We start from the raw sequence: 23,916 nt of genomic DNA, 5'->3' as shown, positions 1-23,916 counted from the left end.
CGCTGTCCGGATGCGTGTAGCTGTCGTCGCCGGGCCCGAGGCCGGTCATGCCGTCCCCGCCCTCGCGTTGTGCCGGAAACTCGTTGCCGCAGGGGACGATCCGGTGTTCGTCTCCGCAGGACGGTGGCTCGACGTCGCGCGCGACATCGGCGTCGAGGCCCGCAAGCTCGGTGGACTCGCGCCGCGGGACACCGACGACGACGCCGACTCCGGGGCCAAGATCCACGGCCGTGCCGCGCACGTCTCGACCGCGCTGCTGCCCGACATGCGTGCCATCGCACCGGATCTCGTGGTGTCCGACGTCATCACCGTCGGTGGCGGCATGGCGGCCGAGCGACTGGGGGTGCCGTGGGTGGAACTGTCCCCGCACCCGCTGTATCTGCCGTCGAAGGGCCTGCCGCCCATCGGTTCCGGCCTCGCCCCCGGCACGGGCGCGGGCGGGCGGGCCCGGGACGTGGTGCTGCGCGCCATGACCGCCCCGGCCATCCGGAAGGGCCGGGCGCAGCGCAGCGAGGCGCGGATGAGCGTCGGACTGCCGGCCGAGGACCCCGGGCCCGCTGCCCGGCTGATCGCGACGCTGCCGGCCCTCGAGGTGCCGCGGCCGGACTGGCCGTCGAACGCGCACGTCGTCGGCCCGCTGGTGTGGGAGCCGGCCGACAACGTGCTCGAAGCGCCGCCCGGCGACGGCCCGCTGATCGTCCTGGCGCCGTCCACCGCCTCCACGGGCGCCGGCGGGATGCTCGACACCGCGATCCAGGCCCTCGACGGCCTGGGTGTGCGGCTGCTCGTGACGCTGTTCGAGGCGCCCGACGAAGACCTGCCCGACTGGGTGCGCGCCGGATACGGGCGCCAGGACGAGATGCTGCGGCACGCGTCCGCCCTGGTGTGCGGCGCCGGGCACGGTGTCCTCGCGAAGGGGCTGCTCGCCGGGGTGCCCCTCGTGACGGTGCCCGGCGGCGGCGACCAGTGGGAGGTGGCGAACCGGGTCGCCCGACAGGGCAGTGCTGTCCTGATCCGGCCGCTGACCGTCGACGCCGTCCGCGACGGGGTGCGCCGCGTCCTCGACGATCCGTCGTTCGCGGCGGCCGCACGGAAGGCGGCGGACGGCGTGGCCGACGTCGAGGATCCGGTCGCGGTGTGTCGCGCGGTGCTGGGATGAGCCTTCGGGCCGGACGCCGGGCTCCGCTACCGTGGCAGGTGTGCGACTGACCGAATTCCATGATCTCGTCCGGGAAGAGTTCGGACAGGTCCGCGGCGACTCCCTGCTCGTCGACCACGTGATTCTCAGCCTGGGCGCCAAGACCGCCGCCGACGCGATCGAGGACGGCATCGACCCCCGCGTCGTCTGGCGGGCGCTGTGCGACGAGTTCGACGTCCCACCACAGCGCCGTTAGAGCGGCTCGGCCGCGGCATCGCCGGACGTCGCTCGGCTGTCTTGCGTCAGGCATCCGGGAGGTTCGCTCGTGTGCTCTCGTGGGAAACCTCGTCCGGATCTATCCCGACAGAGCGTCGATCTTCGTGATCGACGGCGTCGACGAGGCCGACCCCGATCGGTTCGTCATCAAGCCGGTCGGGGAGAACGCGCCCGGCGCATACCCGTTCCCGATGCGCCGCCACGAGTTGATCCCGCACCAAGAATCCGGACGGGACGGAATGTAGGGAATTTTCGACATTCCCGAGGCAGTGGACCAAGTGGACCAAACGGAAAGGCCCGCCCCGACAGCTCGTCGGGGCGGGCCTCCGTTTTCTGCTACCCGTAGTGGTAGAACTGGACGAACTCGGGAGCGTGCAGCGGGCCGTAGATATCCGCACCGGCACCGCCGTTCCGTGCGGCCGCCCGGTCGATGGAGATCTGGGCCGCGTCGCCTGTACGGAGCCCGCTGGTGTACGCGATGTGCGGGTACACCGGATTCAGAAGCGGACCCGCGATCCGGGCCTGCGAGAGCGCCGCAGCCTCCGCCTGATTCACCTCGATCGTGGTGCCGCCCTCGAACGGCTGCACCGTGAACGCCGACGCCGTCCCGGCGCCGATCGCCATAACCGCGCACGCCCCCGCAGCCGCGGCCGCGATCTTCACTGCTGTCTTCATGGTTCCCACCTGGGAATCCTCCCTGTCCCCGCCGCCGCGAATCAGCGGCGGTACCTCGAAATACCACGCCGCCGAAACGAAAAGCGATCAGACGGGTCGGTTTGTGAGGTACGCCACGATACGGAGATTTCGCCCGGCTGCCCGAACGTGCCAGTGGCGCTGAGCTTCCGGAGGTCGTGTTCCAGTGAACGGACAGCGGACCGGTGCGAATGAACGCAGCCGTTCGGTGGAAAGTGTCACCGGAGATTGACCAGGACCCCGGCCATCAGCACACACAATCCGGTGAAAGCCGTGACCGTCGCGGCCACAGAGACTTCGAGGCCGGCCAACATCGCGAACGCTCCGGGAACGAACACGATCACGGCGATACACGCCAGCCATGCGGACGTCAGCAGCGCCGCCTTCACGTTGCACGGTCGACGTCTGCGCCCTTGATCCCCGAACATGCCACCCCCGTGTGACGTGTGCTTCGTCGAAATGGACAGGCCTGCACGCCTGACTGTCCCCCGACACGACTGACCTGTGAAACATACTGCAGTACAAAGTTGGAACTCCGAGTCCCGGCCGGGCAGGCCGACTTCCGACGGCTGCGTCGCAGATCGGGTCAATCAGCTCCGGTACGAGCCGGTGATGTCGCCGCCGATCCGGCTGAACAATCGACCGGACCTGCCGTGACCTGGGCTATCCCACGGTGCCCACTGGAGTTCGGGCGGGTTCGTTCACGCGCACTGACGCTGGCTGCCCCATTGTCCGAGCTCAGAACGCGTCGGTGGTGAGCGCGTAGCGGGCCAGTGCGTCGCGTCGGCGTGGACGGGGATCCCGTCGGCGTCACGGACGAGCGGGTAGATCATTTTCCCGGCAGATTCGCCTACGATAGATAGGCTGCGGCGCCGCAGGACCTCCTTCTCCTGCTCAGCAGCCGGATACGCTTCCGGGCTTTCGCTCAACTCCGTATTCTCGCCGACGGTGCTTCCTGGCTTGATGCCGTCCTCGACGTCGGCGTACTAGAGCCAGTTGGTCAGGCAGGACTCGCTGATCCCGAAACCCGTGGCGATCTACTTGAGCTGACGTGGTTCTCGGTTGCTCGCCACGCGGACGACGTTCGTCGCAGAACTCCTTGGGATACGGCTTCGGCCCAGTGCACATCCTGCCAACAGTGCCTCGCGGCACCGCAGATCAGATACCACCAATCCGTGCAACGGGGCGATTCGGCGAGCAAGATCTTGTCAGCGTCGGTCGAACATTGACCCCTTCCGTAGAATCCCCGACGCTCCGGGGTCAGTTTTCAACCGACGCTGACAGCTCACGATGCGACCGGGGAGGGGCAGCCAGCTTCGATGTGGCCCATGGCGAGGCGATCGGGGAATCACCTACGGCTCAGTACCAAGACCGCGCAGACGCTCGCCGGGAGCAGTCCGATCAACAGCCCACGTTGGCCCGCTGCCCCTGTCGGCGGCCCCTCTGGAAGCAGAGTCTCCTGACTGGCCGGCCTGTGGTGACGGTGAGTGGTCACCGAGCTTGAGGATAGGGAGTGCGGTAGGACGTCGGCTCGGCGAAGGCCAAGTCCAAGGTGACGCGGCCACTGCTCTCAACGCCTTGTCGGGCTCCCGTTATCGAGAGATGCCGCGAGACTTCGTAAAAGTGTAGTCGGAGGGCTTGATTCGGACTGTCTTCTTCCAGAAGTCGACGGTGGATGACGGCCACAGCAGGGTGTTCTCGCCCGTTCGGGGATCCAGGTACCAGCTCGTGCAGCCGCCGGCGTTCCACACGGTGTGCGACATCTGGGCGTGCAACCATGCACGGAACCGCCCTTGGGCCTGTGCAGTGACCTCGATCGAACCGCGGCGCCGGGCTGCCTTGATGGCGGCGATCGTGTACCGGACCTGTCGCTCGATCATGAAAACTTGGGAGTTGTGCCCGAGTCCGGTGTTGGGTCCGCAGAGAATGAAGAAGTTGGGAAACCCGTTCACGGTTGTGCCGAGGTAGGCGTTCATGCCGGTGGCCCACGCCTTGTCGAGCAGCATGCCAGTGCGGCCGATGATGTCGACCTCGGCGAGAGCATTTTGGGCGTCGAATCCGGTGCCGAAGATGATGCAGTCGGCATCGATGACCTCACCGGTGTCGGTGATCACCGACGTTGCGGTGATCTCCCGGATGCCTTCGTTGACAAGGTTGACGTGCGACTTCATCAGGGCTGGGTAGTAGTTGCTGGAGATCAGCAGGCGCTTGCAGCCCAGGGCGTAGTCGGGGGTTAGTTTCGCGCGTAGCTCGGGGTCGGGAACCTGACGCTCAAGATGCCTTCGTGCGTAAGCGACGGTCTTGTCGTTGTCGCTCGCGACATTGGTGAACCCTTCGGCCCGTTCTTCGTGCTGCCAGTACAACCTTGCGCGCCGATACCACTTCAGAATTGGAAAGCGGCGGAGCTTGCGCTTCTCGTCCTCATCGAAAGGGCGGTCAGCTTTGGGCATGATCCAGGGGGCAGAGCGCTGGAAGACGGTCATGGAGGCGACCTGGTCGGCTATGGCTGGCACGAACTGGATGGCGCTCGCGCCGGTGCCGATGACCGCGATCCGTTTGCCGGTCAGGTCGTAGTCGTGGTTCCACTGTGCCGAATGAAAGGCGGTGCCGGCGAAGTTCTCGAGACCGGGGATGGCCGGAGCCTTGGGGCGGTGCAGAAGTCCGACGGCGGAGACGAGATGGGTGTACTCGTATCGTTCGCCGTCAGCAGTCGTCACGGTCCATGTCTGTTGCCGTTCGTCCCATTCGGCGGCGGCTACCCGTCGGCCGAATCGGATCCTTCCGGTGAGACCGCGACGGTGGGCAAAGGTCTCCAGGTACTCGAGGATCTCTGGCTGGGGAGCGAAGAGGTGTGACCAGTTGGGGTTCTGGTCGAAGGAGTAAGAGTACAGCGGCGAGGGGATGTCGCAGGCGCAGCCGGGGTAGGTGTTGTCGCGCCAGGTGCCGCCTACGCGGTCGGCGTGCTCCAGGATCAGCCAGTCGGAGATTCCGGCCTCCTCGAGCTTCGCGGCGATGGCGAGCCCGCTGAAGCCTGACCCGATGATGAGGACAGATCCTGTGGCGGCGGTCTCGGGAGCTGGCGCTGCGCTGGACTGCGCGGAGTAGGTATTCATGAAGACTCCTCATAGCGTGTCGATCAATCGATCGACACGCTACGGCGTTGGACGGGCTTGCCGCAACTGCCCTTTCCAACGACAACACGATCTCGTCGACGCCAGACAGCCGTCGCTGTTGTCACGCGATCTGATGCCCGTCTACACCGAGGCCGCGGCCAGCGAACGGTTCGACGAGTTCGCCACCAAGTGGGGCCTGCGATATCCCGCCATCGTTCGGCTGTGCAGCCCAGCCATCCCAGTAGGTGGCGGTCGCAACCTGGCTCCCGCGTAGCAGACCGTCACGATGGGGCCACGCACGCACAGTTCTCCGACCGTGTCCGGCTCGTCGACGAAACGCTCGCCGAACTCGTGCCGCACGCGCACCTCGACACCGTCGCCGGCGCGGCCGAGGGAATGTCAGTTATCCGGTGGATCCGGTTCTGGCGCATCGGTTTAGGTTTCACTCGGGGTGGTCCAGTCTTCGAACGTGACAGCGAAGACGATCAGGGTCGGCTTCCCGCCTCGCTGCCCATCGCGCTCTTCCCATTTCCGTCGGGCTGAGGGTCCGTGTCGCCAAATGCAGGCACTTGATCGCTGGGGAAATGCTCTCGGGCCCGGATTGCACGCCAATAGCGGGCATCGATACTCTCGATCGCATTGGACTACATATGACTCGCCTGATTTCCGGGTCGCAGTCGAGGAAGGCACGAACTCGCTCCAGGCGCTGTGCACCGGAGACGTCGGATCCATAGGACGCTGAGAGCTGTGTGCATGTACTGGGGCGCAGCAAGGACATGATCCATCCGCGGCGGCCGAAACGTGTACAGCCTGAAGTTCGAGAGCGCCATCGCCGCGCACCTCGACGTCGCGCGGGTTGCGGTATTCGGTCGCCCTGACGACTTGTTCGGCAAGCGCGTCTGCGTAGCGCTCGTTCCTGAGCCGGGCGTGCAGCCCACTGAGGAATCGCTGAGCACCTTAGCCGCGCAGCGTCTGGCCGACTACAAGGTGCCAGTGGAATTGGTAGTTCCTCGACGAGAAGCCGTTGAACGCCAGCGGCAAGATCTTGAAGCGGCAGCTGAGCCAGACAACGCCCATGGTGGCACCATGATCAGGCACGCATCGGGGCGCGCTGAGGTAAGTGCGGGCCTATGGACACGATCTCGAAGAAGGTCGCCACCGCGATGCCTGTTGCCGGCCCCGTCCTACGCGCCGTTGGCGTGTGGGACGAATCCCTCTACCGGTCCGCGCCCAACAACCGCAGGACGAGACAGACGTAGCGTTCGACGAGCGCATCCCTGGTCAGCGTGCCCCGCGGGGTGAACCATTCGCGAACACCGTTCAGCATGTCGAGCACGGCCATGGTGGCGACGGCGACGTCAGGAACGTCGAACTCCCCAGAGTCGACGCCATCCTTGATCGTGTCCCGTACAGCGTCGTGGTAAGCGGACTGGAGACGGATACCTTCCCTCTGCTGATCCGCATCCAGGGCATTTCGAATTGGGTTGCCGACGAGAAGCTCCGGGCGCCGGTCATCACTGAACTCGATGTGCTTACGCACGGTCTGCCGGATCCGATCGGTCGGCGCTAGCGTCTTGTCGCGCAGGATCTCGTCCATCTCCGCCACGAAGTCCGTCATGAACTGCGTGACGATGGCGTGCAGAACCTCCTGCTTGTTCTTGAAATGGTGGTACATCGTCGAGGACGAGATATCGACCGCCTCTGCGATGTCGCGAATGGAGGTGGCAGCATATCCACGCTCGTAGAAGAGCTTGGCGGATGCCGCCATGATCTGCCCGCGCAGCACCGGTCCTTCGTCCAGGGAACGCTTGCGAGCCACCCGAACCCCTTTCCTGACGTCACGACCGCCTGCCGATTGCGGACGGCGACGTTCGGCAGATTATCCCGCGGGGCCGTCAGCGCCGATCGGCCGCCGGCCACTCTGGTAGCGCGGCACGCGGACGTAGTCCCGAATGTGCCTGCATCCCCGGATGTGCAGACCAAGCCGGATTCATGGCCTGTCCGTCCTCAACGATCGCTGAGAGTACCCTCGCGTGGCTCGCCGACACTTGCCGCCCCAACCGCCAAGTCCGACCTCCGGTAGGCCCCCGGGAGCAGCAGCGCGGGAGACGAGTGCGATCGCCGCCATCGCCGCTAGGTGCAGCGACACGGGGGACATCGTGCTGGTGGGTATCGCCAGCTTTGTGCGCTACGGCTCAGCGGGCGTCTGCTACAGCCCCGCCGCCCTACATCGCCGAGCTCTTCCCGGCGCATGTCCACTCTTCCGGAACAACGACCACCCCCACTGTGTCGCCCCGACGCGACCGCCCCATGGACGCAAGGATGACTCCGCCGAGCGGGTGGGCGATGAAGCCCGCCGGACGGCGGCTAAGGACAGCAGGTGCTGTTACAACGCGTCGGGAAAGAACGCGGATCCGAGGACGAGCGCTGCGCGGTGCCCCTGATGAAGTGGCCATGCCCCTCCAAGGCACGGCTCGCCAAGGCCGGCGGCCACGAGCTTACGCGGCAGGTGGGTTGATGCGTTGTGAGGTATCGCGGGTATCGGGACTCCGTTCACGGGTCAGCGAACAGGGTGCGTATCGATGGTCGACATCAAGGGCGACGCGGACAGAATGTGGCGCCCATCACTTCGTCGAGCGCCCCACTCGGCAATCCCAGACCTCAACCCACGCCGTGGCGGCGGTCACATTTTCTCCTTGACGCAGAGCTGAGGGAGTGGTTTCATGTGATGTCGATCAAATGATCGACATGCTGGATCTTAGGTCCGGCCGATAATGCGGAGGTCTGAGTCGTCTTGCTGAACAACATTGCCGAGCGCACCTGGTCCCCTCTGCCTCGTCCCGGCACACGGGTTCTGCTCACTGGCGCCGCTGGGGGACTTGGCCAGGCTCTGAGCGCCGCGCTGCTCGAGGTTGGAGCTCACGTCGTCGGCATCGACCGCGTGTCGGAGACGACAGCGGAGGGTCAGGTCATCATCGAGGCCGATCTGACCAAAGGCGACGAGGTCGGCAAGGCGGTCGCTGATGCCGCCGAACGATTGGGCGGCATTGACTCGTTTGTCGGCGCTGCCGGGGTGGTGGACACGATTCACCGAGCGGCGGCTTTCCCCGGGGAAGCGTTCCAGGCCGACGTCGACGTGAACCTCACCGGCCAGTTCCGAGTGGCTCAGGCGGCCTACCCCTACCTGCGGGAGGCCGAGAACGCAGCCATTACCTTCGTTACCTCCCAGGCAGGCCTCGATGGCTTGCCCGGGCAGGCGTCGTACGCCGCGGCCAAGGCCGGCCTGGTCGGCCTGACGGCCACACTGGCGACCGAGTGGGTCAGCGATGGCATCCGTGTCAACGCCGTCGCGCCCGGCCTCTTCGACACCCCGAAAGTGCTCGCCATGCCGGCCACCGCGCGTGAGCGGATGCTCGCTGGCGTTCCCATGCACCGCACCGGAACTCTCGACGAGGTTGTCGGTCCGATCCTCTTCCTGCTCTCTCCCGCCGCGGGATACATCACCGGCCGCACACTTCGCCTCGACGGTGGAGCGGGGCTCGCTCTGACCGGACTCTTCCGCTGAGCGCCATCTGCAGCTCTGTACGACCGAGCACAACTCCCAGCAAGGAGCACTCTCCCATGTACTACATCGGCGTTGATATCGCGCACGCGTCGGCTGGTCGCCACCGCGGGAAACGTCGACGCGTCGGCGTTGATGCGTGGCCAGGGGCGTGCCGCCGATCGATCCAGCGAGGCGGTCTTCTCGGTATATGGTGCGCGTCTGCCCGAGCCGATCACCGCGCGAGGAGCCGTGCTCGAAGTTCACGAGCGGCGACCGTGGCCCTTGCCGAATGGCTCGCTATCACGCACGCCGACGACAGCATCGCAGTGCACTGCATGTGTCCGCAGGCGGCCCGTACCCAGATGCCCAAAACGCCGAAGACACCCTTGCCGTTACAGGGCAGCCCTTGGGGCCCCGCGATGTTGCTGGCGCTCACGAGCATGACCGCGTCGCCGACCGCGACAGGTGGCTCGCCGCGGTGACCAGGCTATGCCGCCGGCTGCCAAGCCTCCGATCAGATCACAAGACGATTCAGGAGAACCCATGATCGACCCGGCCATGTCCTACGAGCCACTGACACCGCTGTCCTACCTCCAGCGCGCCAAGGACAGCCACGGCAACCGGATCGCCGTCATCGACGGCGACCAGCGATGGACCTACGACGAACTCTACGAGCGAGCTGGCCGGTTAGCGGGCGGGCTTGCACCGCTGGCAGAGGGCCGCCCGATCGCTGTGATCGCTCCCAACACGCACGTGCTGCTGGAGGCCCACTACGGCGTGCCGTGGGCGGGGGTCCCGCTCGTGGCGATCAACACCCGGCTCTCGGCGCGTGAGGTGCAGTCCGTCATCGAGCACTCCGAAGCGTCAGTGTTGATCTACGACCCCACCTTCACCGACCTCGCTGCCACGGTGTCCGCGGCGGTTCCGGGACTGCGACTCGTGGAGGTGGGCGAGCAGTATGAGGCGCTCATCACCGGCTCCGATCCGCTCCGCACGCCTGTACACGACGAGCGCAGCGTCATCTCGATCAACTACACCTCGGGCACCACCGGTCGCCCCAAGGGCGTCATGTACCACCACCGAGGCGCGTTCTTGCAGGCTGTCTCAATGGTCGGTCACATGGGAATGAACACGTCGTCGGCCTACCTGTGGACCCTGCCGATGTTCCACTGCAACGGATGGACCTTTCCCTGGGCTGTCACCGCTGCCGCAGCCACCCACGTGTGTCTCCCGAAGGTCGATCCGAGCGAGATCTGGCGGCTGCTTCGCGACGAGGGCGTGACCCACCTGTGCGGAGCCCCGACGGTGCTGTCGATGATCGCGTACGCCGACGGCGCTGTCCCGCTGGACCGCTCAGTCAAGCTGGCCACCGGAGGGGCCCCGCCCTCGCCCGCGATCTTGCGAGAGATGAGCCGACTTGGTTTCGACGTCACCCACCTCTACGGGCTCACCGAGACCTACGGCCCCGCCATGATCTGCGACTGGCGCCCCGAATGGAACGCTCTTAGCGTCGAAGAACAGGCCCGCCTTAAGGCACGCCAGGGCGTCGCCAACATGATCGCCTGTACCGCCCGCGTCATCACTCCCAACGGCCAGGACGTGCCACTCGACGGCGTGACCATCGGCGAGATCGCGCTGCGTGGCAACAACCTCATGCTCGGCTACCTCAAAGACGAGCAGGCCACCGAGGAGGTATGTCGCGACGGCTGGTTCCTCACCGGGGACCTGGGCGTCATGCACCCTGACGGCTATGTCGAGCTGCGCGATCGCAGCAAGGACGTCATCATCTCCGGCGGCGAGAACATCGCCTCCGTCGAGGTCGAGCAAGTCATCGCCGACCACCCCGCGGTCCTGGAGGTCGCGGTAATCGCCACTCCTGACGAAATGTGGGGAGAGGTGCCCGCGGCGTTCGTAACCCTCAAACCCGGGCAGTCCGCGACCGAGGACGAGATCGCCCAGTGGGTCAAGGACCGGCTCGCGCGCTACAAGGCACCCAAGCTCGTCGTATTCACCGACCTTCCCAAGACTTCGACCGGCAAGATCCAGAAGTACGTCCTGCGGGACCAGGCCTGGGCCGGCCACGAGCGCCGGATCCAATGAACGAGATCGTCCACGGCCACACCGATCCGGCCTTCGAGCCACTGCGAGACCTCCTCAGCCAGCAACTCGCCGCCGGAGAAGAGATCGGCGTCAGCATCCACGTGCGGCAGGCCGGACGGGTTCTGGCCGACCTGTGGGCAGGCCGCGTCGGAGCGCCCGCGGGCGCCGATGCCTGGGAGCGTGACACACTCGTCAACATTTGGTCGATCACGAAGGTCGTCTCCACGCTGGCGGTGCTCCACGCAGCGGATCGCGGGCTGCTCGACCTTGACGCGCCGGTGGCGAACTTGTGGCCCGAGTTCGCAGCGGGCGGCAAAGCCTCGGTCACCCTCGCCCAGCTCCTCTCCCACTCCAGCGGTGTCTGTGCCTGGGACCCTCCCTTCACTCTCGACAATCTCTACGACCACCCTTACGCCGCATCCCGCCTCGCGAGCCAGGAAACGTGGTGGACCCCGGGTACTGCGTCCGGGTACGGCGCCACCTCATTCGGAACACCCCTGTCCGAACTCCTGCGTCGTGCGGCGGGCATGCCACTGCGCGACTACGTCACCACGTACGTCGCACAGCCACTCGGTGCCGACATCCACATCGGGCTCCCGAGAGCCTTGCGTTCGCGGGCGGCCACCCTGATCCCACCGACCGCATCACCACCACCATTGGCGCACGACCGACCACCGCTGTTCAAACGGACGTTCACCGCTCCCCGCGTGAGTGCCGAAGCAACACTCACCGATGCCTGGCGCGACGCCGACATCGGCGCCGCGAACGGCCACGGCAACGCGCGCTCAGTGGCCCTCGTAGGAGAAGCCTTCCTCGATGACCGCCTCGTGCGGCCCGCCGTACGAACACGCGTGTTCGAGGCACACTCCGACGGCCCCGACCTCGTGCTCGGGCTGTCGCTGCAGTGGGGACTCGGACTCGCGCTCGCCACCAAAGCAAGCTTCGACTACCTCCCAGAAGGAGCCGGCGTCTGGGGCGGCTGGGGCGGCTCGATGCTGGTCATCGACCCTGCCAACCACCTGGTCGTTGCCTACGTAATGAACAAGATGGCGCCCGACCTGGTCGGCTCTGAGAGGGCACGCCTCCTTCTATCCCAGATCTACACGCTCCTGTGAGCTCCCACTCTCGGGGTACTCGCCGGATGCGCTAATCCGTCCGCTTCTTGAATGGTCACCCGACCCGATTCAACCCCTGCAAAGTGAAAGGCTCTAACGATGTTGACGATTCCCGCCTATGTCAACCGCAACGTTGAGAAGTTCGGCGACCTTCCGGCGCTGTCGTTCGAGGGGGTGACACTGACCTGGCGACAAGCCCAGGTGAGGATCGCGCAGATCTCACAAGGCCTCACCGACCTGGGCGTCGGCCCCGGCGACTGCGTGGCGCTGATGATGTCCAACCGTCCGGAGCAATGGCTCGCCGACCAGGCCGCTGTACACCTCGGGGCCGTTCCAACCACCATCTACGGCACGATGCCGACGTCCCAGATCGCCTTCGTCGCCCAGCACGCCAAGGTCGTGGTGGCCGTGTTGGAGGGCCAGGAGCAGGTCGGTCGCTGGCTGCCGCTGCTCGACCAACTCCCGGGGCTTCGCCACATCGTGGTCCTGGACGAAGACGCAGCGGCCGCAGAGGAACCGCGCTTCCGGACCTGGGATTCACTCGTCGTCGAGGACGTCGATCTGGAGGCCTTCGAGTCGAAGTGGCGCGCTGTAACCTCCGAGGATCCGGCGACCTTGATCTACACCTCAGGCACCACCGGTGTTCCCAAGGGCGTCATCCTGACCCATCGCAATGTGATCTCCAACGTCGAGAGCCTCGATGAGGCAACAGGGATTCCGCAGCACTCCAGCAACATCTGCTACCTCCCCCTCGCACACATCGCCGAGCGGATCATCTCGATCTACACGCCGATCGTCAAGGCGGGACACGTCACCTTCTGCCCGAACCTGGACGACCTGATCCCGCACCTTCGCCAGGTGCATCCAACGCTGTTCTTTGGGGTACCACGCGTTTGGGAGAAGATCGCCGCCGGCTTGCGGTCGAACCCGAATAGCACACTCGCCGATGTCGGACTCGACCGCGTCACATGGGCCTGCAGTGCCGGAGCCCCGCTGGTCGCCGATGTCCAGCAGTACTTCAAGGATTCCGGCATATCCATCATCGAGGGCTGGGGAATGACGGAGACGACCGGGATTGCCACGACGACTCCGGCCGATGAACTGCGCATCGGCTCGGTCGGCAAAGTGATCTCGGGCAACGAGATGCGCATGCTCGAGGACGGCGAGGTCCTCATTCGGGGACCGATCGTCTGCGCCGGATACCTGCAGGAGGACGGCACAGTTTCACCGGCGGCCGATGAGGACGGCTGGATGCACACCGGTGACATCGGCCGGTGTGACGAAGAGGGGTTCCTCTACATCATCGACCGCAAGAAGGAGCTGATCATCACCTCCGGCGGGAAGAACGTCGCTCCGGTCGCGATCGAAGCGTTGTTGACACGGCACCCGTTGGTCGGTCAGTCCTTGGCCTACGGAGACCGGGAACGCTACATCGTCGCCCTCATAGTGCTCGATCCCGAGTACGCGCAGAAGTGGGCCGAGGCGGCGGGCATCGAGTTCAGCTCCGTCACCGAGCTGAGTCAGAATCCCCACGTGATCCAGGAAATCCAGGGAGCCGTCGACGCTGCAAACAAGGAGTTGGCGCGTGTCGAACAGGTCAAGCGGTTCCATGTACTCCCGTCGGAGTGGACCGTCGACAGCGGGGAACTCACTCCCAGCCTGAAGCTGAAGCGCCGCACGGTCCAGTCCAAGTTCGCGGACGTGATCAAGTCGCTGTATAGCGACCTCTAGCCTGTCGGCGTGCTGAGCGCCCTCGCCTCATTTCCACGATCTCGTCAGGTGAGTGGCGGCTGATCAGGTCGCTGCGGCACGAGTTTCACAGGTCGTGGGTAGACGCGCCGGCCAATCCGCGCTGTGCCGGTCGCCGTGTGCATTCCGAAGCGCGCGGAGGTCCGCCTGGGCCGTCATGCAGCGCGGTGGCCAGACCACCGAATCTAGCGGCACGGGACAGAGGATCACCGATCGGCATGGTCGTCGGTGGCCTGAGCATAAGAGGCAACTACTTGTGCCGTCGAGTTGAAGAACGCGAATCCGAGCCCACCGAAGAAGGACACCGCATAGAAGTCAACTGGGAAGGGCGGCGTGCCACGCAACCCGGCCACGGTGCTGGACCGCTCGTCCGGTCCAGCACCGTGGTGACCATTCATCCGACGGAAAGCATGCGGCGTGCCACTCTCGAGCCCAGCCGCCGGGAGCACGGCCCGAAGCCGACTTCGAATGTTGGTGGTCGCGAGCGGCGCGCCTTTGCGAGTGAAGACCAGATGCTCCGGCTCCATAGAGTCGACGGCTACGAGCCGCTGTCGAAGGACCTCGGCTACGAAACCAGGCACCGACACCACGCCCGTCGACTTCTGCGTCTTCGGGTGAGGCCGCCGATGGGCCGGCTTCCCTGCGCGAGACGACCGCCCCGCAGATGCGCGCCCTGGCAGGCGAGACCGTGACGTCGGCAACGCACCGTCGGATCGCCAGAACCTCACCAATCCGAGTGGACGTACGAGCATGACCTCATGATCTGCTCCAACTGGCCGGCGGGCAGCGGACCTGGCACCCCGGGCCCACGGTCGCCAACTCCGAACCGTCAGGCGGATCGCCTCCAGCTGCTCCAAGGTCAGGGCCATCGTCTGCGAAGGCGCCATGTGCAGTCGCGACGTCTCGCGAACCGGATCTCGCGCAGCGCGTAGAACCTGACACCCGATCCGAGAGCGAGGCTCAAGACTGTTCGTATCTGCTCGCCGTGCTGTAGCTCTCGGCCGAAGCGAGCCGCTTGATGAACTGGTCAACCCATGCGAACCGAGATCTCACGCAGACGGGATAACCGATGCGGACGCCCACCGGACCTCGGCCAGCGTGGCGCCACTCGTAGATCTCTTCTCGATTGGCACGCCGACATACTCGGCAAGCTCGGTGATCGGCGACAAGCGGGCTGAGCACGTTCAACGGATTGACGACTGTCCTCATAACCACAAGGTGTGCCGCCGTTCACCGGACTCTTCGGTGACGTTCGGTGCTGCTAGTACGGCGTCGGACAGAAGTCCGCCCTGAGCTCCGCGAACCGGCTCAAAGTGGAGGGTTTGTGGTGGAGGGACCAATTCTCAAATGCTTTCAGGCCCGGGATTCGCACTGAATCCCGGGCCTGATTTGGTAGCAGGGGCAGTGTGCTGGTCGTGGACACCCCGGACAGGTGTCTCAAGACGTGCCCGACAGGCGGCCCGGGAGATCCATGACTGAGGACGGGCTAGCCTGAGGCTCCGGCCGTGTCGAACCGTGCTGCGCCGGCTCGGGATCATGCAGAAGAACTCCCGGCCCAACCACCCCCACCTGCGGCAAGATCGAGCGACTCGGCCGTCGAGCGCCGGTCGTCCGCGTACGTGTTGTCCACGAGTGCTTGCCTGCCTCGCCCATCACGCCTGAGACGACCGCGACTCAGGTACTTCCGCTAGCCCGAGACTTCCTCCGAAGCCCCAGATCGTGTCCAACAGAGTCTTCCGACTGGGGACGACTTCCCGGCTCAACGCTTCGGCCATCAGCTCGCGGAAGGCACCCATGAAGGCGGCTGCCGCCAGGCGGGCATCGATAGACGCCGGGACCTGACCAATGCGCTGGCCATACGCGACATTGCGTGCCGCCAGATCGATGTGCTCGGCGAGGCGCTCCGCATCCGCAGCGGCAGCTGCGGGTTCCCGCAGCTGCCGCCCCACGATGATTCGAGCCATCGGCTCCTCGCAGAGGAAATCGATCTCCCGGGCGAGACGCATCCGCTCACGAGTCGCCCAGTCCGCCTCCGGCGCCATGTGCGCCGACAGCACCGCATCGTTGTACGAGTCGTAGAAGTCGTGAACGACCGCCGAGACGAGCCCGTCCTTGGCACCAAAGTACCGGTACAGCAGTCCCGGAGAGACCTCGGCAGCTTCGGCAACCGCGGCGACCTCCAACGTCCCGCCCCCGTGCAACAACTCCGCACGAGCTGTGTCGATCAAGCGCTGCCGAGTGGCTCGCCCGCGCGCTGTCAGCGAATCAGGGGACGATGACATGGTTCGGGTTCGGCTGCTCATCCAGCGGAGCAGACTTATAGTCGCCAAACGGTCCATCACGACGCGCCACGACCGCGGCGACGCTCTCGTTCTCGGCGATGTCGATGAACTCTCGCGCCTCCGACGTGTTGCGCATCAGACCGTCGAGGATCGGCCCCAGGGTCTGTGTGCTCGCCAAGCCCATGTTCTCGTAGGCCTGGTTAACGATCAGCTTCATTGCCGACAGCTGGGACACCGGAATCGCGGCGAGCTTCTCTGCCGTGCGCGCGACTTCAGCCTCAAGGTCCTCGAACGGGACGGACTTGTTGATCAATCCGATCTCGGCCGCTTCCTTGCCGGAGACCGGCTTCCCGAGCAATGAGTACTCCTTGGCCTTGGCCAGTCCGAGGCGGTAGATCCACATCCCGGACAGGTGGCAGCCCCACATGCGCGAGTACGGCGTACCGATCCGCGCGTCCTCCGAGGCGATGACGATATCCGCACACAGAGCCGTCTCGCTGGCGCCGCCGACGCACCATCCGTGAACCTGGGCGATGACCGGCTTGGGGCAACGCCACATGCTCATGAACTTCTGCGTGGGCGACGCCGTCGGCGCGGTCGCGAACACGAAGTCCTTGCCCGCATCCCACTGCCCGTTGGTGTTGATCTGATCGTCCCAGTGATGAAATCCGCCACTGAAGTCGTAGCCGGCACTGAAAGATCGACCGGATCCACGAAGCACGATGACCTTCACCTGCGGATCTCGTGTTGCTTCGGTGATCGCCGCTTGGAACTCGTCCGGCATCGGCGGAACGATCGTGTTGAGCGCTTCGGGGCGATTCAACGTAATCGTCGCCACCTGATCCGAAACGGAGTACAGCAAAGTCTCGAACATTCTTCCTCCTCAAAGATGAACTGAATTCACTTTAGCATCGCTGTCAAGGGCCAGTAGGAACTGCCCATTGGCGGCCACGAGAACTGTCCGGTGGCGGGGATCTGTCCGGGTGAGTGCCGAGAACATCCACGTCGATCACGCATCCGGTGCGAAAGATCCCGCCTGCAGCTGGATCTGGCCCTGGCGCTGCTACGCGAAGGGAATCAGCTTGTGTTCACACGGCTGAACCGGTTGGGCCGGTCGGTGCTGCACTTGATCACCCTGGCGCAGCTCCGAGAGCGCGGTGTCGTTTTGCGGTGCCCGAGCAGGGCATCGACACCGCCACCGCCCAAGGCCGCGCGATGTCTTTCGGGACGCTATCGGTGCCCGCCGAGCTGCAGCGCGAGCTGGTCGTGGCCCACACGCGTGAGGGGCCGACCCGCCGCCCGTGCCCGTGGCCGGATGGGTGGCTGGCCACTCCGAAGCTCACGCGAATCACGGTTCAGGACGAGAGCAAGCGCTATAACAGCGACATGCTCGAGGCCATCGAGCTGGGCTTCCTGCTCGAACTCGCCGAGGTCACGGTCGTCGGCGCACTCAACCGCACAGAGACACGCGGCGGCCACGCCCGCGAGGATTGCGAAAGTGCTGATCACCCAGTTCAGGGCGCGATCCCCGACCACCCCGACGGGTTCGGTTTGCGATAGACGATGGTGCCAATGTCGGAGACACGCACGTCGGTCCACTCTACGAGCATGTTTCACCAATCATGTGAGGAGGCGGCCCAGAATGCTGGTGCAGGCGACCGAAATCCTTCTAGTCATCTGCATCCTGTTGACGGGATGGTCCGTCGGCTACGTGATCTACCGGCTTGTCGCCGACGAATCGTAGCCACTTCGTGTGTCGCCTCTCGACCGCCAAACATTCAGCGGGGAAGACTGTGGACGCAGTGATCTGCTCCCATAGATCACGCACCGACGTTGCAGCCGTATGGAATTGAGTTCTCTCGTGAAGTCGCGCGTAGATCTCAACTCGTCGAGCGCTTGACACAGTGGCCTCAGCAGTCCTTGGCGCCGTCCACTGATTGGCAGAACTCCATCGACTCGTTTCCACACCAACTGGTGTGCCGAGAACGAGCACTGCTCCGAGAGTTGCTGCGGCGGCCGTACGCAGTCTTCGGCTGGGCGGTCAGGCGTGCATCTGGTTCGGCGGTCCGCAGACTCCGGTGAACAGTTCGGTCCACGCCATTTCCCACGGCCAATCAGTGGGCAGATGCAGTATCAGGCGCCGAGCCGAAGAAGCTATCCGGCCAGGCGCCGCGATCAGAGCTGCCGCTTGCGTAGCGCAGAGAAGGCGTGGTGCTCTCGAAGATCGGATGGGGCACTCGGCTGACCGGTCGACGCGGCAGATTTGTCACTGGCACTCAGTTGTAGCGCTACCCCAACTCCACGAGACGGCGTGAGCCTCAACTCGACTGTCATGCCCCGTTCATCGATCCGGTCGCATTGAACTGGCCGTGAAGTGGGTCGAATTGACGGGATCAAAGTGCGGGTTTGTCTTGTCTGACGTTCTGGAATCCCCGAACCCGCTCGTTTCCATCCCATTTCATCTCCCAGGCGTACCGCTCACCGGCCGGCAGCTGGCCGAGCGTGGCCGGCATCGGCGGCGGAACGCTCCCCGGCGGCATGGCCCGATTCTCCGCTGTCCGCTTCGGATCCGCAGGGGCTGGTATCGGCGCACCAGGCAACTGGCAGGAGGTGGCAATTGACTCGAACACATGTTCGCCTATGCTGGGGTTATCCGTTGCTGTCCATGAGTTACCGCTGGGTGCGGCAGTGTCGGGTCGTTCGGGTCGGCGAAGTTGTCGGTACCGGGCTCTAACCTGAACCTCAGATCGCTGACGAGACTTCGAAAAGGGGACCACGATGGCACCACAGGCACACGACCGCGACAAGGCGCTCGAACTGGCGCTCGCTCAGATCGACAAGAGCTTCGGCAAGGGCTCCGTGATGCGCCTGGGCGAGGAGGCGCGTCAGCCCATCGCCGTGATCCCGACGGGATCGATCGCGCTCGACGTGGCGCTGGGCATCGGCGGTCTGCCGCGTGGTCGCGTCGTCGAGATCTACGGCCCGGAATCCTCGGGTAAGACGACGGTCGCCCTCCACGCGGTCGCGAACGCACAGGCCAACGGTGGTATCGCGGCCTTCATCGACGCCGAGCACGCGCTCGATCCGGAGTACGCCCGCAAGCTCGGCGTCGACACCGACGCGCTGCTGGTCTCGCAGCCTGACACCGGTGAGCAGGCGCTCGAGATCGCGGACATGCTGATCCGCTCCGGTGCCCTCGACATCATCGTGGTCGACTCGGTGGCCGCGCTCGTGCCGCGCGCCGAGATCGAGGGCGAGATGGGCGACAGCCACGTCGGCCTGCAGGCGCGACTGATGAGCCAGGCGCTGCGGAAGATGACCGGTGCGCTCAACAACTCGGGCACCACCGCGATCTTCATCAACCAGCTGCGCGAGAAGATCGGCGTGATGTTCGGCTCGCCCGAGACCACGACCGGTGGTAAGGCGCTCAAGTTCTACTCCTCGGTCCGCCTCGACGTGCGCCGCATCGAGACCCTCAAGGACGGCACCGACGCGGTCGGTAACCGCACCCGCGTCAAGGTCGTCAAGAACAAGGTGTCGCCGCCGTTCAAGCAGGCCGAGTTCGACATCCTCTACGGCCAGGGCATCAGCAAGGAGGGCTCGCTGATCGACATGGGCGTCGAGCACGGGTTCATCCGCAAGTCCGGTTCCTGGTACACGTACGAGGGCGACCAGCTGGGCCAGGGCAAGGAGAACGCCCGCAAGTTCCTGCTCGAGAACACCGACATCCGCGACGAGATCGAGAAGAAGATCAAGGAGAAGCTCGGCATCGGCGCGGTCCTCACCGCCGAGGATTCCGAGTCGGCCGACTTCTAGGCCCACGACGAATCGCCTCCGGCCCGGTCGACAGTGGCCGGGCCGGAGGCGAATTCTCAGCCATGAGCGACGACTTCAGTCACGACGACAACAGCCACTACGACCGGTACGGCAGCGACGACGTCGCCACCGGCCGGCGACGCACCTCGAATCGGGGGCGTGGACGGCCCGTCGGCGAGAACGGCGAACCGTTCGAGCTGAAGGGCAGTCCGGAGACGCTCGCGGTCCGGGCGAAGGACGTGTGCCTGCGGCTGCTCACCGAGCGTGCCCGCAGCCGTGCGGAACTCGACCAGAAGCTCGTGCAGAAGGGCTACCCGCGGGCGGTGATCGACACGGTCCTCGACCGGCTCGCCGAGGTGGGGCTCGTCGACGACGCGGCCTTCGCCGAGCAGTGGGTGCACTCTCGGCACACCTACTCCGGGCGTGGTCGGCGCGCACTCGCAACCGAACTGCGCCGCAAGGGAATCGACCAGCAGACCTCGACCGAGGCGCTGTCGCAGATCAGTGCCGACGACGAGCACGAGCGGGCGGCGGAACTGGTCCGCAAGAAGCTCGCACGGACGACCGCCGCGGACATCGCGGACCGCGACGACCGGGATCGGCTGATGCGACGACTCGTCGGCATGCTCGCGCGCCGGGGCTATCCGGCGTCCCTGTCGTTCAACGTTGTGAAGACCGAACTGGCGAACCTGGGTGCAGAAACCGACGGGCTCGCGGAGGACTGAGGTCCGCCGCGAGCCCGTCGGCTCACCGATCAGGTCAGCGGGGCGGCCGCGACTGCACGGTGTCGCTGAAATCGTCGATGCCGGGGGCGCCGTCGAGTTCGTTGGTGTCGATCGGCACGACGGCCGGGCGGCCACCCTTCTTGCCGCCGGTGCGCAGTCGCTTCTCCAGCCACGTCGCGAACGACGTGAGCGCGAAGTTGATGACCACCATGATCACGCCGACCACGACCAGTGCGGCGAAGAAGTTGCGGTAGTACGACGCCGCCTGCTGGCCGCTGCGGATCAGCTCGACGTAGCCGATCTGGTAGCCGAGCGCCGAATCCTTCAGCGCGACAACCATCTGCGACACCAGAGCCGGCAACATGGTCGTGATCGCCTGCGGCAGCAGGATCAGCCGCATCATCTGGTTCTTGCGCATGCCCAGCGCGGACGCCGCCTCCGTCTGCCCCTTCGGCAGCGACAGGATGCCGGCCCGGAGGATCTCGGCGATCACCGAGCCGTTGTACAGCGTCAGGCCCACCACGACCGCGGCGAGCGCCAACTGGCTGGACGGGAAGATGCCGTACTGCGCGAACGCCTGGTAGGCGAAGATCATCAGGATCAGCACCGGGATCGCGCGGAAGAACTCGACGATCGCCCCGCTGATCCACCGGACCCAGCGGTGGTCCGACAGGCGGCCGATGCCGAGGACGGCGCCGAGGATCAGCGCGAACACGATCGACAGGGACGCCGCGAGCAGCGTGCCCTTGAGGCCGGGCAGCAGGTACGTGGTCCACGTGAAGTGGTCCAGGAACGGCGACCACTTGTCGGCCTCGAGCTGTCCGTTGTCGGCCAGGACGTTGATCACGTACACCGCGACGGCGACCAGGACGATGCCGAAGACGATCGCGATCAGCCGGTTCCGGACCCGGGCGCGGGGCCCGGGAGCATCGAAGAGAACGCTCGCCTGCTGGGTCATCGCTTCACCGCCAACCGCTTGCCGAGATAACCGAACAGGAAGCCGACCGGCAACGTCAGGATCATGAAGCCGATCGCGAAGATTCCGAAGACGAGGAACAGCTTGTCCGCCTCGTTCTCGATCATCGTCTTCATCAGCAGTGACGCCTCCGCCACGCCGATCGCCGACGCGATCGTGGTGTTCTTCGTCAGCGCGATCAGCACACTCCCGAGCGGTGCGATGACTGCTCGGAACGCCTGCGGGAGCACGATCATCCGGATGCTCTGACCGAACGTCAGACCGAGCGAGCGGGCCGCCTCGGCCTGCCCCATGGGAACGGTGTTGATGCCGGATCGCAGCGATTCGCACACGAAAGCCGAGGTGTAGACGATGAATCCGAGCACCGCGAGACGGAAGTTGTTCTGGTCGATGAACGTCGGCGAGTCCTCGGGGGCGAAGTGCACGCCCAGGTTCTGGTAGAGGCCCACCGAGCAGAACACGATGATCAGCGTCAGGGGCGTGTTGCGGAAGATGTTGACGTACCAGGTCGCGAAGGTCCGCAGGATCGGCACGGGGGAGACCCGCATGCCGGCGAGGATCGTGCCCCAGATCAGCGAGCCGAGCGCCGACCAGAACGTGAGCTGCACGGTAGTCCAGAACGCGCTGACGAGCTGGTCGCCGTAGGTATCGATAAGTCCCATGTCACCTCCTCCGCATCAGTACCGGTCGACGGTCGGGGGCGCCGGCAGCGCATAACCCGACTCGCCCATGGTCTCTTGCAAGGCCCGTTCCCAGGCGCCGGTCGCGATCATGTCCTCGATGGCGTCGTTGATCTTCATCCGAGCTTCTGTGTCGCCCTTCGGCAGTCCGACGCCGTACAGCTCGGTGGTGAACGGCTGGCCGGCGAGCTTGAACTCGCCGGGGTACTGCGCGGAGTACCCGGCCAGGATGATGTCGTCGGTGGTCAGGGCGTCGACCTTGCCGCGGTGCAGCGCCTCGACGCACGACGAGTAGCTGTCGAACTGCTGCAGCTGGACGCCCGGGTACGACTTCTTGATCTTCTGCGCGGGAGTCGAACCCGACACCGAGCACAGCTTCTTGCCGCCCTCGAGCGAATCGGCGCCGGTGATCGAGTCGTCGTCGGCGCGCACCAGCAGCGACTGGCCCGCGACGTAGTACGGGCCCGCGAAGTCGACGACCTTCTTGCGGTTGTCGGTGATCGAGTACGTGCCGACCACGAAGTCGACCTCACCGTTCTTGATCAGGTTCTCGCGCTGCGCCGACGGCGCCTCCCGCCACGTGATGCCGCTCTCCGGGACACCGAGATAGTTCGCGATGTACTTGGCGACCTCGACGTCGAACCCGGTCATGGTCTTGTCCGGCTCGCGCAGCGCCAGCCCCGGCTGGTCGTACTTGGTGCCGATGGTGAGGTGCCCGTCTGCGGCGTCGGCGAGGACGTCGCGGGGCTCGCTGCTGCCGCACGCGGACGCCGTGAGCACGACGGCCGTCAACGCCGCGACGACACCGAGGATGCGGGGTGATCTGATTCGTATGCGTCTCATGATGGTTCTTCCGTCCCCGCTCAGTGTCCGAGGATCTTGCCGAGGAAGTCCTTGGCGCGGTCCGACTTCGGTGCGGTGAAGAACGTGTCCGGATCGGTGTCCTCGAGGATCGAGCCGTCCGCCATGAAGATGATCCGGTCGGCGGCCTTGCGTGCGAACCCCATCTCGTGGGTGACGACGATCATCGTCATGCCCTCCTTGGCCAGGTTCACCATGACGTCGAGGACCTCGTTGACCATCTCGGGGTCGAGGGCCGACGTCGGCTCGTCGAACAGCATGACCTTGGGGTCCATCGCGAGCGATCGGGCGATGGCGACGCGCTGCTGCTGACCACCGGACAGCTGGGCCGGATACTTGTCGGCCTGGGTGCCGATGCCGACGCGCTCGAGCAGCGCCAGCGCGCGCTCCTTCGCCTGCGCCTTGTCGATCTTGCGGACCTTGACCGGCGCGAGCATGACGTTCTCGAGCACCGTCTTGTGGGCGAACAGGTTGAAGCTCTGGAACACCATCCCGACATCGGAGCGCAGGCGCGCGAGCGCGCGGCCCTCGGCCGGGACCGGCACACCGTCGATCGTGACGGAGCCCTGATCGATGGGCTCGAGGCGGTTGATGGTCCGGCAGAGGGTGGACTTGCCCGACCCGGACGGTCCGAGCATCACGACCACTTGGCCGGCCGGGATCTCCAGGTCGATGTCCTTGAGAACGTGCAGGTCACCGTAGTGCTTGTTGACCCCCTGCATGGAGATCATCGACTGGGTTCCGGTAGCCGCTCCGGTGGTCTCAGGCTGCGTCATAACGCGTAACCCTAGCTGGACTTATTACGTACCTGCTGGTCCAGCGCGCCCTGATCTTGAACGATACAGATG

The 23,916-nt window shown here is 65.4% G+C and carries 20 protein-coding genes and 3 pseudogenes; 12 read left to right on the top strand and 11 right to left on the bottom strand.

Annotated features, from left to right (window positions below):
• Window positions 1-10 precede the first annotated feature (10 nt).
• The 3 genes from EGT67_RS09695 (at window position 11) to EGT67_RS09685 (ending at window position 1,659) form a co-directional block, all read left to right on the top strand.
• On the top strand, window positions 11-1,159 hold the full coding sequence (locus EGT67_RS09695) for a glycosyltransferase (protein ID WP_127915856.1): 1,149 nt from the start codon (window positions 11-13) through the stop codon (window positions 1,157-1,159).
• Between the two features lie 40 nt (window positions 1,160-1,199).
• Window positions 1,200-1,394, top strand: a complete 195-nt coding sequence (locus EGT67_RS09690; RefSeq protein ID WP_127915855.1) for a DUF3046 domain-containing protein — start codon at window positions 1,200-1,202, stop codon at window positions 1,392-1,394.
• A 79-nt stretch (window positions 1,395-1,473) separates the two neighbouring features.
• Complete coding sequence (locus EGT67_RS09685) at window positions 1,474-1,659, top strand: hypothetical protein (protein ID WP_127915854.1); 186 nt, start codon at window positions 1,474-1,476, stop codon at window positions 1,657-1,659.
• A 91-nt stretch (window positions 1,660-1,750) separates the two neighbouring features.
• On the opposite strand, the gene EGT67_RS09680 is transcribed toward EGT67_RS09685, so the two are convergent.
• From EGT67_RS09680 to EGT67_RS25275, 4 genes and pseudogenes are all read right to left on the bottom strand, one after another.
• The gene (locus EGT67_RS09680; protein WP_127915853.1) at window positions 1,751-2,089 is read right to left on the bottom strand and encodes a hypothetical protein; all 339 of its coding nucleotides are present in this window, start codon (window positions 2,087-2,089) and stop codon (window positions 1,751-1,753) included.
• Window positions 2,090-2,325: 236 nt separating this feature from the next.
• Complete coding sequence (locus EGT67_RS25045; protein WP_164877518.1) at window positions 2,326-2,496, bottom strand: hypothetical protein; 171 nt, start codon at window positions 2,494-2,496, stop codon at window positions 2,326-2,328.
• A 1,203-nt stretch (window positions 2,497-3,699) separates the two neighbouring features.
• On the bottom strand, window positions 3,700-5,220 hold the full coding sequence (locus EGT67_RS09675; RefSeq protein ID WP_127915852.1) for a flavin-containing monooxygenase: 1,521 nt from the start codon (window positions 5,218-5,220) through the stop codon (window positions 3,700-3,702).
• Window positions 5,221-5,655: 435 nt separating this feature from the next.
• Window positions 5,656-5,920: pseudogene (locus EGT67_RS25275) on the bottom strand (transposase); the annotation flags it as partial.
• A gap of 101 nt (window positions 5,921-6,021) precedes the next feature.
• On the opposite strand from EGT67_RS25275, the gene EGT67_RS25600 reads away from it, so the two are divergent.
• Window positions 6,022-6,522 (top strand): AMP-binding enzyme, encoded by a 501-nt coding sequence (locus tag EGT67_RS25600; RefSeq protein ID WP_164877517.1) that lies wholly within the window; start codon window positions 6,022-6,024, stop codon window positions 6,520-6,522.
• On the opposite strand, the gene EGT67_RS09660 is transcribed toward EGT67_RS25600, so the two are convergent.
• Entirely contained in the window at window positions 6,437-7,039 is a 603-nt protein-coding gene (locus tag EGT67_RS09660; protein WP_127915851.1) for a TetR/AcrR family transcriptional regulator, read from the bottom strand. The genes EGT67_RS25600 and EGT67_RS09660 overlap by 86 nt on opposite strands.
• Before the next feature lie 975 nt (window positions 7,040-8,014).
• Between EGT67_RS09660 and EGT67_RS09655 the strand changes: the two genes are divergently transcribed.
• The 4 genes from EGT67_RS09655 to EGT67_RS09640 all read left to right on the top strand — a co-directional run bounded on the left by EGT67_RS09655 (window position 8,015) and on the right by EGT67_RS09640 (window position 13,710).
• The gene (locus EGT67_RS09655) at window positions 8,015-8,785 is read left to right on the top strand and encodes an SDR family NAD(P)-dependent oxidoreductase (protein WP_127915850.1); all 771 of its coding nucleotides are present in this window, start codon (window positions 8,015-8,017) and stop codon (window positions 8,783-8,785) included.
• Between the two features lie 522 nt (window positions 8,786-9,307).
• Window positions 9,308-10,864 (top strand): acyl--CoA ligase family protein, encoded by a 1,557-nt coding sequence (locus tag EGT67_RS09650; protein WP_127915849.1) that lies wholly within the window; start codon window positions 9,308-9,310, stop codon window positions 10,862-10,864.
• The gene (locus EGT67_RS09645; protein WP_127915848.1) at window positions 10,861-11,979 is read left to right on the top strand and encodes a serine hydrolase domain-containing protein; all 1,119 of its coding nucleotides are present in this window, start codon (window positions 10,861-10,863) and stop codon (window positions 11,977-11,979) included. Before EGT67_RS09650 ends, EGT67_RS09645 begins: the two co-directional genes overlap by 4 nt.
• A gap of 99 nt (window positions 11,980-12,078) precedes the next feature.
• Window positions 12,079-13,710, top strand: coding sequence for an AMP-dependent synthetase/ligase (locus EGT67_RS09640; protein ID WP_127915847.1), 1,632 nt, complete (start codon window positions 12,079-12,081; stop codon window positions 13,708-13,710).
• 1,670 nt (window positions 13,711-15,380) lie between these two features.
• On the opposite strand, the gene EGT67_RS09635 is transcribed toward EGT67_RS09640, so the two are convergent.
• Both EGT67_RS09635 and EGT67_RS09630 read right to left on the bottom strand, forming a co-directional pair.
• A complete protein-coding gene (locus EGT67_RS09635) occupies window positions 15,381-16,010 on the bottom strand; it encodes a TetR/AcrR family transcriptional regulator (RefSeq protein WP_277750147.1) in 630 nt (209 codons plus the stop codon).
• Window positions 15,994-16,884 carry a crotonase/enoyl-CoA hydratase family protein gene (locus EGT67_RS09630; protein ID WP_127915845.1) on the bottom strand — a complete coding sequence of 297 codons (891 nt, stop codon included), beginning with the start codon at window positions 16,882-16,884 and terminating at the stop codon, window positions 15,994-15,996. Before EGT67_RS09630 ends, EGT67_RS09635 begins: the two co-directional genes overlap by 17 nt.
• Before the next feature lie 90 nt (window positions 16,885-16,974).
• On the opposite strand from EGT67_RS09630, the pseudogene EGT67_RS25515 reads away from it, so the two are divergent.
• The 4 genes and pseudogenes from EGT67_RS25515 to recX form a co-directional block, all read left to right on the top strand.
• Window positions 16,975-17,130, top strand: a pseudogene (locus tag EGT67_RS25515) (hypothetical protein); the annotation flags it as partial.
• A 215-nt stretch (window positions 17,131-17,345) separates the two neighbouring features.
• Window positions 17,346-17,516: pseudogene (locus EGT67_RS09620) on the top strand (hypothetical protein); the annotation flags it as partial.
• Between the two features lie 1,272 nt (window positions 17,517-18,788).
• The gene (gene recA, locus EGT67_RS09615; RefSeq protein ID WP_127915844.1) at window positions 18,789-19,826 is read left to right on the top strand and encodes a recombinase RecA; all 1,038 of its coding nucleotides are present in this window, start codon (window positions 18,789-18,791) and stop codon (window positions 19,824-19,826) included.
• A gap of 62 nt (window positions 19,827-19,888) precedes the next feature.
• A complete protein-coding gene (gene recX, locus EGT67_RS09610; protein ID WP_127915843.1) occupies window positions 19,889-20,551 on the top strand; it encodes a recombination regulator RecX in 663 nt (220 codons plus the stop codon).
• Between the two features lie 34 nt (window positions 20,552-20,585).
• Here the strand turns inward: recX and EGT67_RS09605 are convergent, their stop codons facing one another.
• From EGT67_RS09605 to EGT67_RS09590, 4 genes are read right to left on the bottom strand one after another with little or no spacing between them, the layout of a single operon-like run.
• Window positions 20,586-21,509: an amino acid ABC transporter permease gene (locus EGT67_RS09605; protein WP_127915842.1), complete on the bottom strand. Its 924-nt coding sequence runs from the start codon at window positions 21,507-21,509 to the stop codon at window positions 20,586-20,588.
• On the bottom strand, window positions 21,506-22,189 hold the full coding sequence (locus EGT67_RS09600) for an amino acid ABC transporter permease (RefSeq protein WP_127915841.1): 684 nt from the start codon (window positions 22,187-22,189) through the stop codon (window positions 21,506-21,508). The genes EGT67_RS09605 and EGT67_RS09600 overlap by 4 nt, the downstream gene beginning before the upstream one ends.
• Window positions 22,190-22,204: 15 nt before the next feature.
• The gene (locus EGT67_RS09595; RefSeq protein WP_127915840.1) at window positions 22,205-23,050 is read right to left on the bottom strand and encodes a glutamate ABC transporter substrate-binding protein; all 846 of its coding nucleotides are present in this window, start codon (window positions 23,048-23,050) and stop codon (window positions 22,205-22,207) included.
• Window positions 23,051-23,070: 20 nt separating this feature from the next.
• A complete protein-coding gene (locus EGT67_RS09590; RefSeq protein WP_164877528.1) occupies window positions 23,071-23,799 on the bottom strand; it encodes an amino acid ABC transporter ATP-binding protein in 729 nt (242 codons plus the stop codon).
• Window positions 23,800-23,916: the final 117 nt, after the last annotated feature.

Source organism: Prescottella agglutinans, from assembly GCF_004011865.1.
GTDB classification, from domain to species: Bacteria; Actinomycetota; Actinomycetes; order Mycobacteriales; family Mycobacteriaceae; genus Prescottella; species Prescottella agglutinans.
Note: the sequence above shows the minus strand (reverse complement) of the source record. Positions and strands in the feature narration are given on the sequence as shown.

What these genes read in the sequence shown, in the direction of transcription:
- EGT67_RS09590 (WP_164877528.1), bottom strand. Translation starts at nt 23,799, where the DNA reads ATGATCTCCATGCAGGGGGTCAACAAGCACTACGGTGACCTGCACGTT.
- EGT67_RS09600 (WP_127915841.1), bottom strand. Translation starts at nt 22,189, where the DNA reads ATGGGACTTATCGATACCTACGGCGACCAGCTCGTCAGCGCGTTCTGG.
- EGT67_RS09695 (WP_127915856.1), top strand. Translation starts at nt 11, where the DNA reads ATGCGTGTAGCTGTCGTCGCCGGGCCCGAGGCCGGTCATGCCGTCCCC.
- EGT67_RS09680 (WP_127915853.1), bottom strand. Translation starts at nt 2,089, where the DNA reads ATGAAGACAGCAGTGAAGATCGCGGCCGCGGCTGCGGGGGCGTGCGCG.
- EGT67_RS09675 (WP_127915852.1), bottom strand. Translation starts at nt 5,220, where the DNA reads ATGAATACCTACTCCGCGCAGTCCAGCGCAGCGCCAGCTCCCGAGACC.
- EGT67_RS09595 (WP_127915840.1), bottom strand. Translation starts at nt 23,050, where the DNA reads ATGAGACGCATACGAATCAGATCACCCCGCATCCTCGGTGTCGTCGCG.
- EGT67_RS09630 (WP_127915845.1), bottom strand. Translation starts at nt 16,884, where the DNA reads ATGTTCGAGACTTTGCTGTACTCCGTTTCGGATCAGGTGGCGACGATT.
- EGT67_RS09650 (WP_127915849.1), top strand. Translation starts at nt 9,308, where the DNA reads ATGATCGACCCGGCCATGTCCTACGAGCCACTGACACCGCTGTCCTAC.
- recX (WP_127915843.1), top strand. Translation starts at nt 19,889, where the DNA reads ATGAGCGACGACTTCAGTCACGACGACAACAGCCACTACGACCGGTAC.
- EGT67_RS09640 (WP_127915847.1), top strand. Translation starts at nt 12,079, where the DNA reads ATGTTGACGATTCCCGCCTATGTCAACCGCAACGTTGAGAAGTTCGGC.
- EGT67_RS09605 (WP_127915842.1), bottom strand. Translation starts at nt 21,509, where the DNA reads ATGACCCAGCAGGCGAGCGTTCTCTTCGATGCTCCCGGGCCCCGCGCC.
- recA (WP_127915844.1), top strand. Translation starts at nt 18,789, where the DNA reads ATGGCACCACAGGCACACGACCGCGACAAGGCGCTCGAACTGGCGCTC.
- EGT67_RS09635 (WP_277750147.1), bottom strand. Translation starts at nt 16,010, where the DNA reads ATGTCATCGTCCCCTGATTCGCTGACAGCGCGCGGGCGAGCCACTCGG.
- EGT67_RS09645 (WP_127915848.1), top strand. Translation starts at nt 10,861, where the DNA reads ATGAACGAGATCGTCCACGGCCACACCGATCCGGCCTTCGAGCCACTG.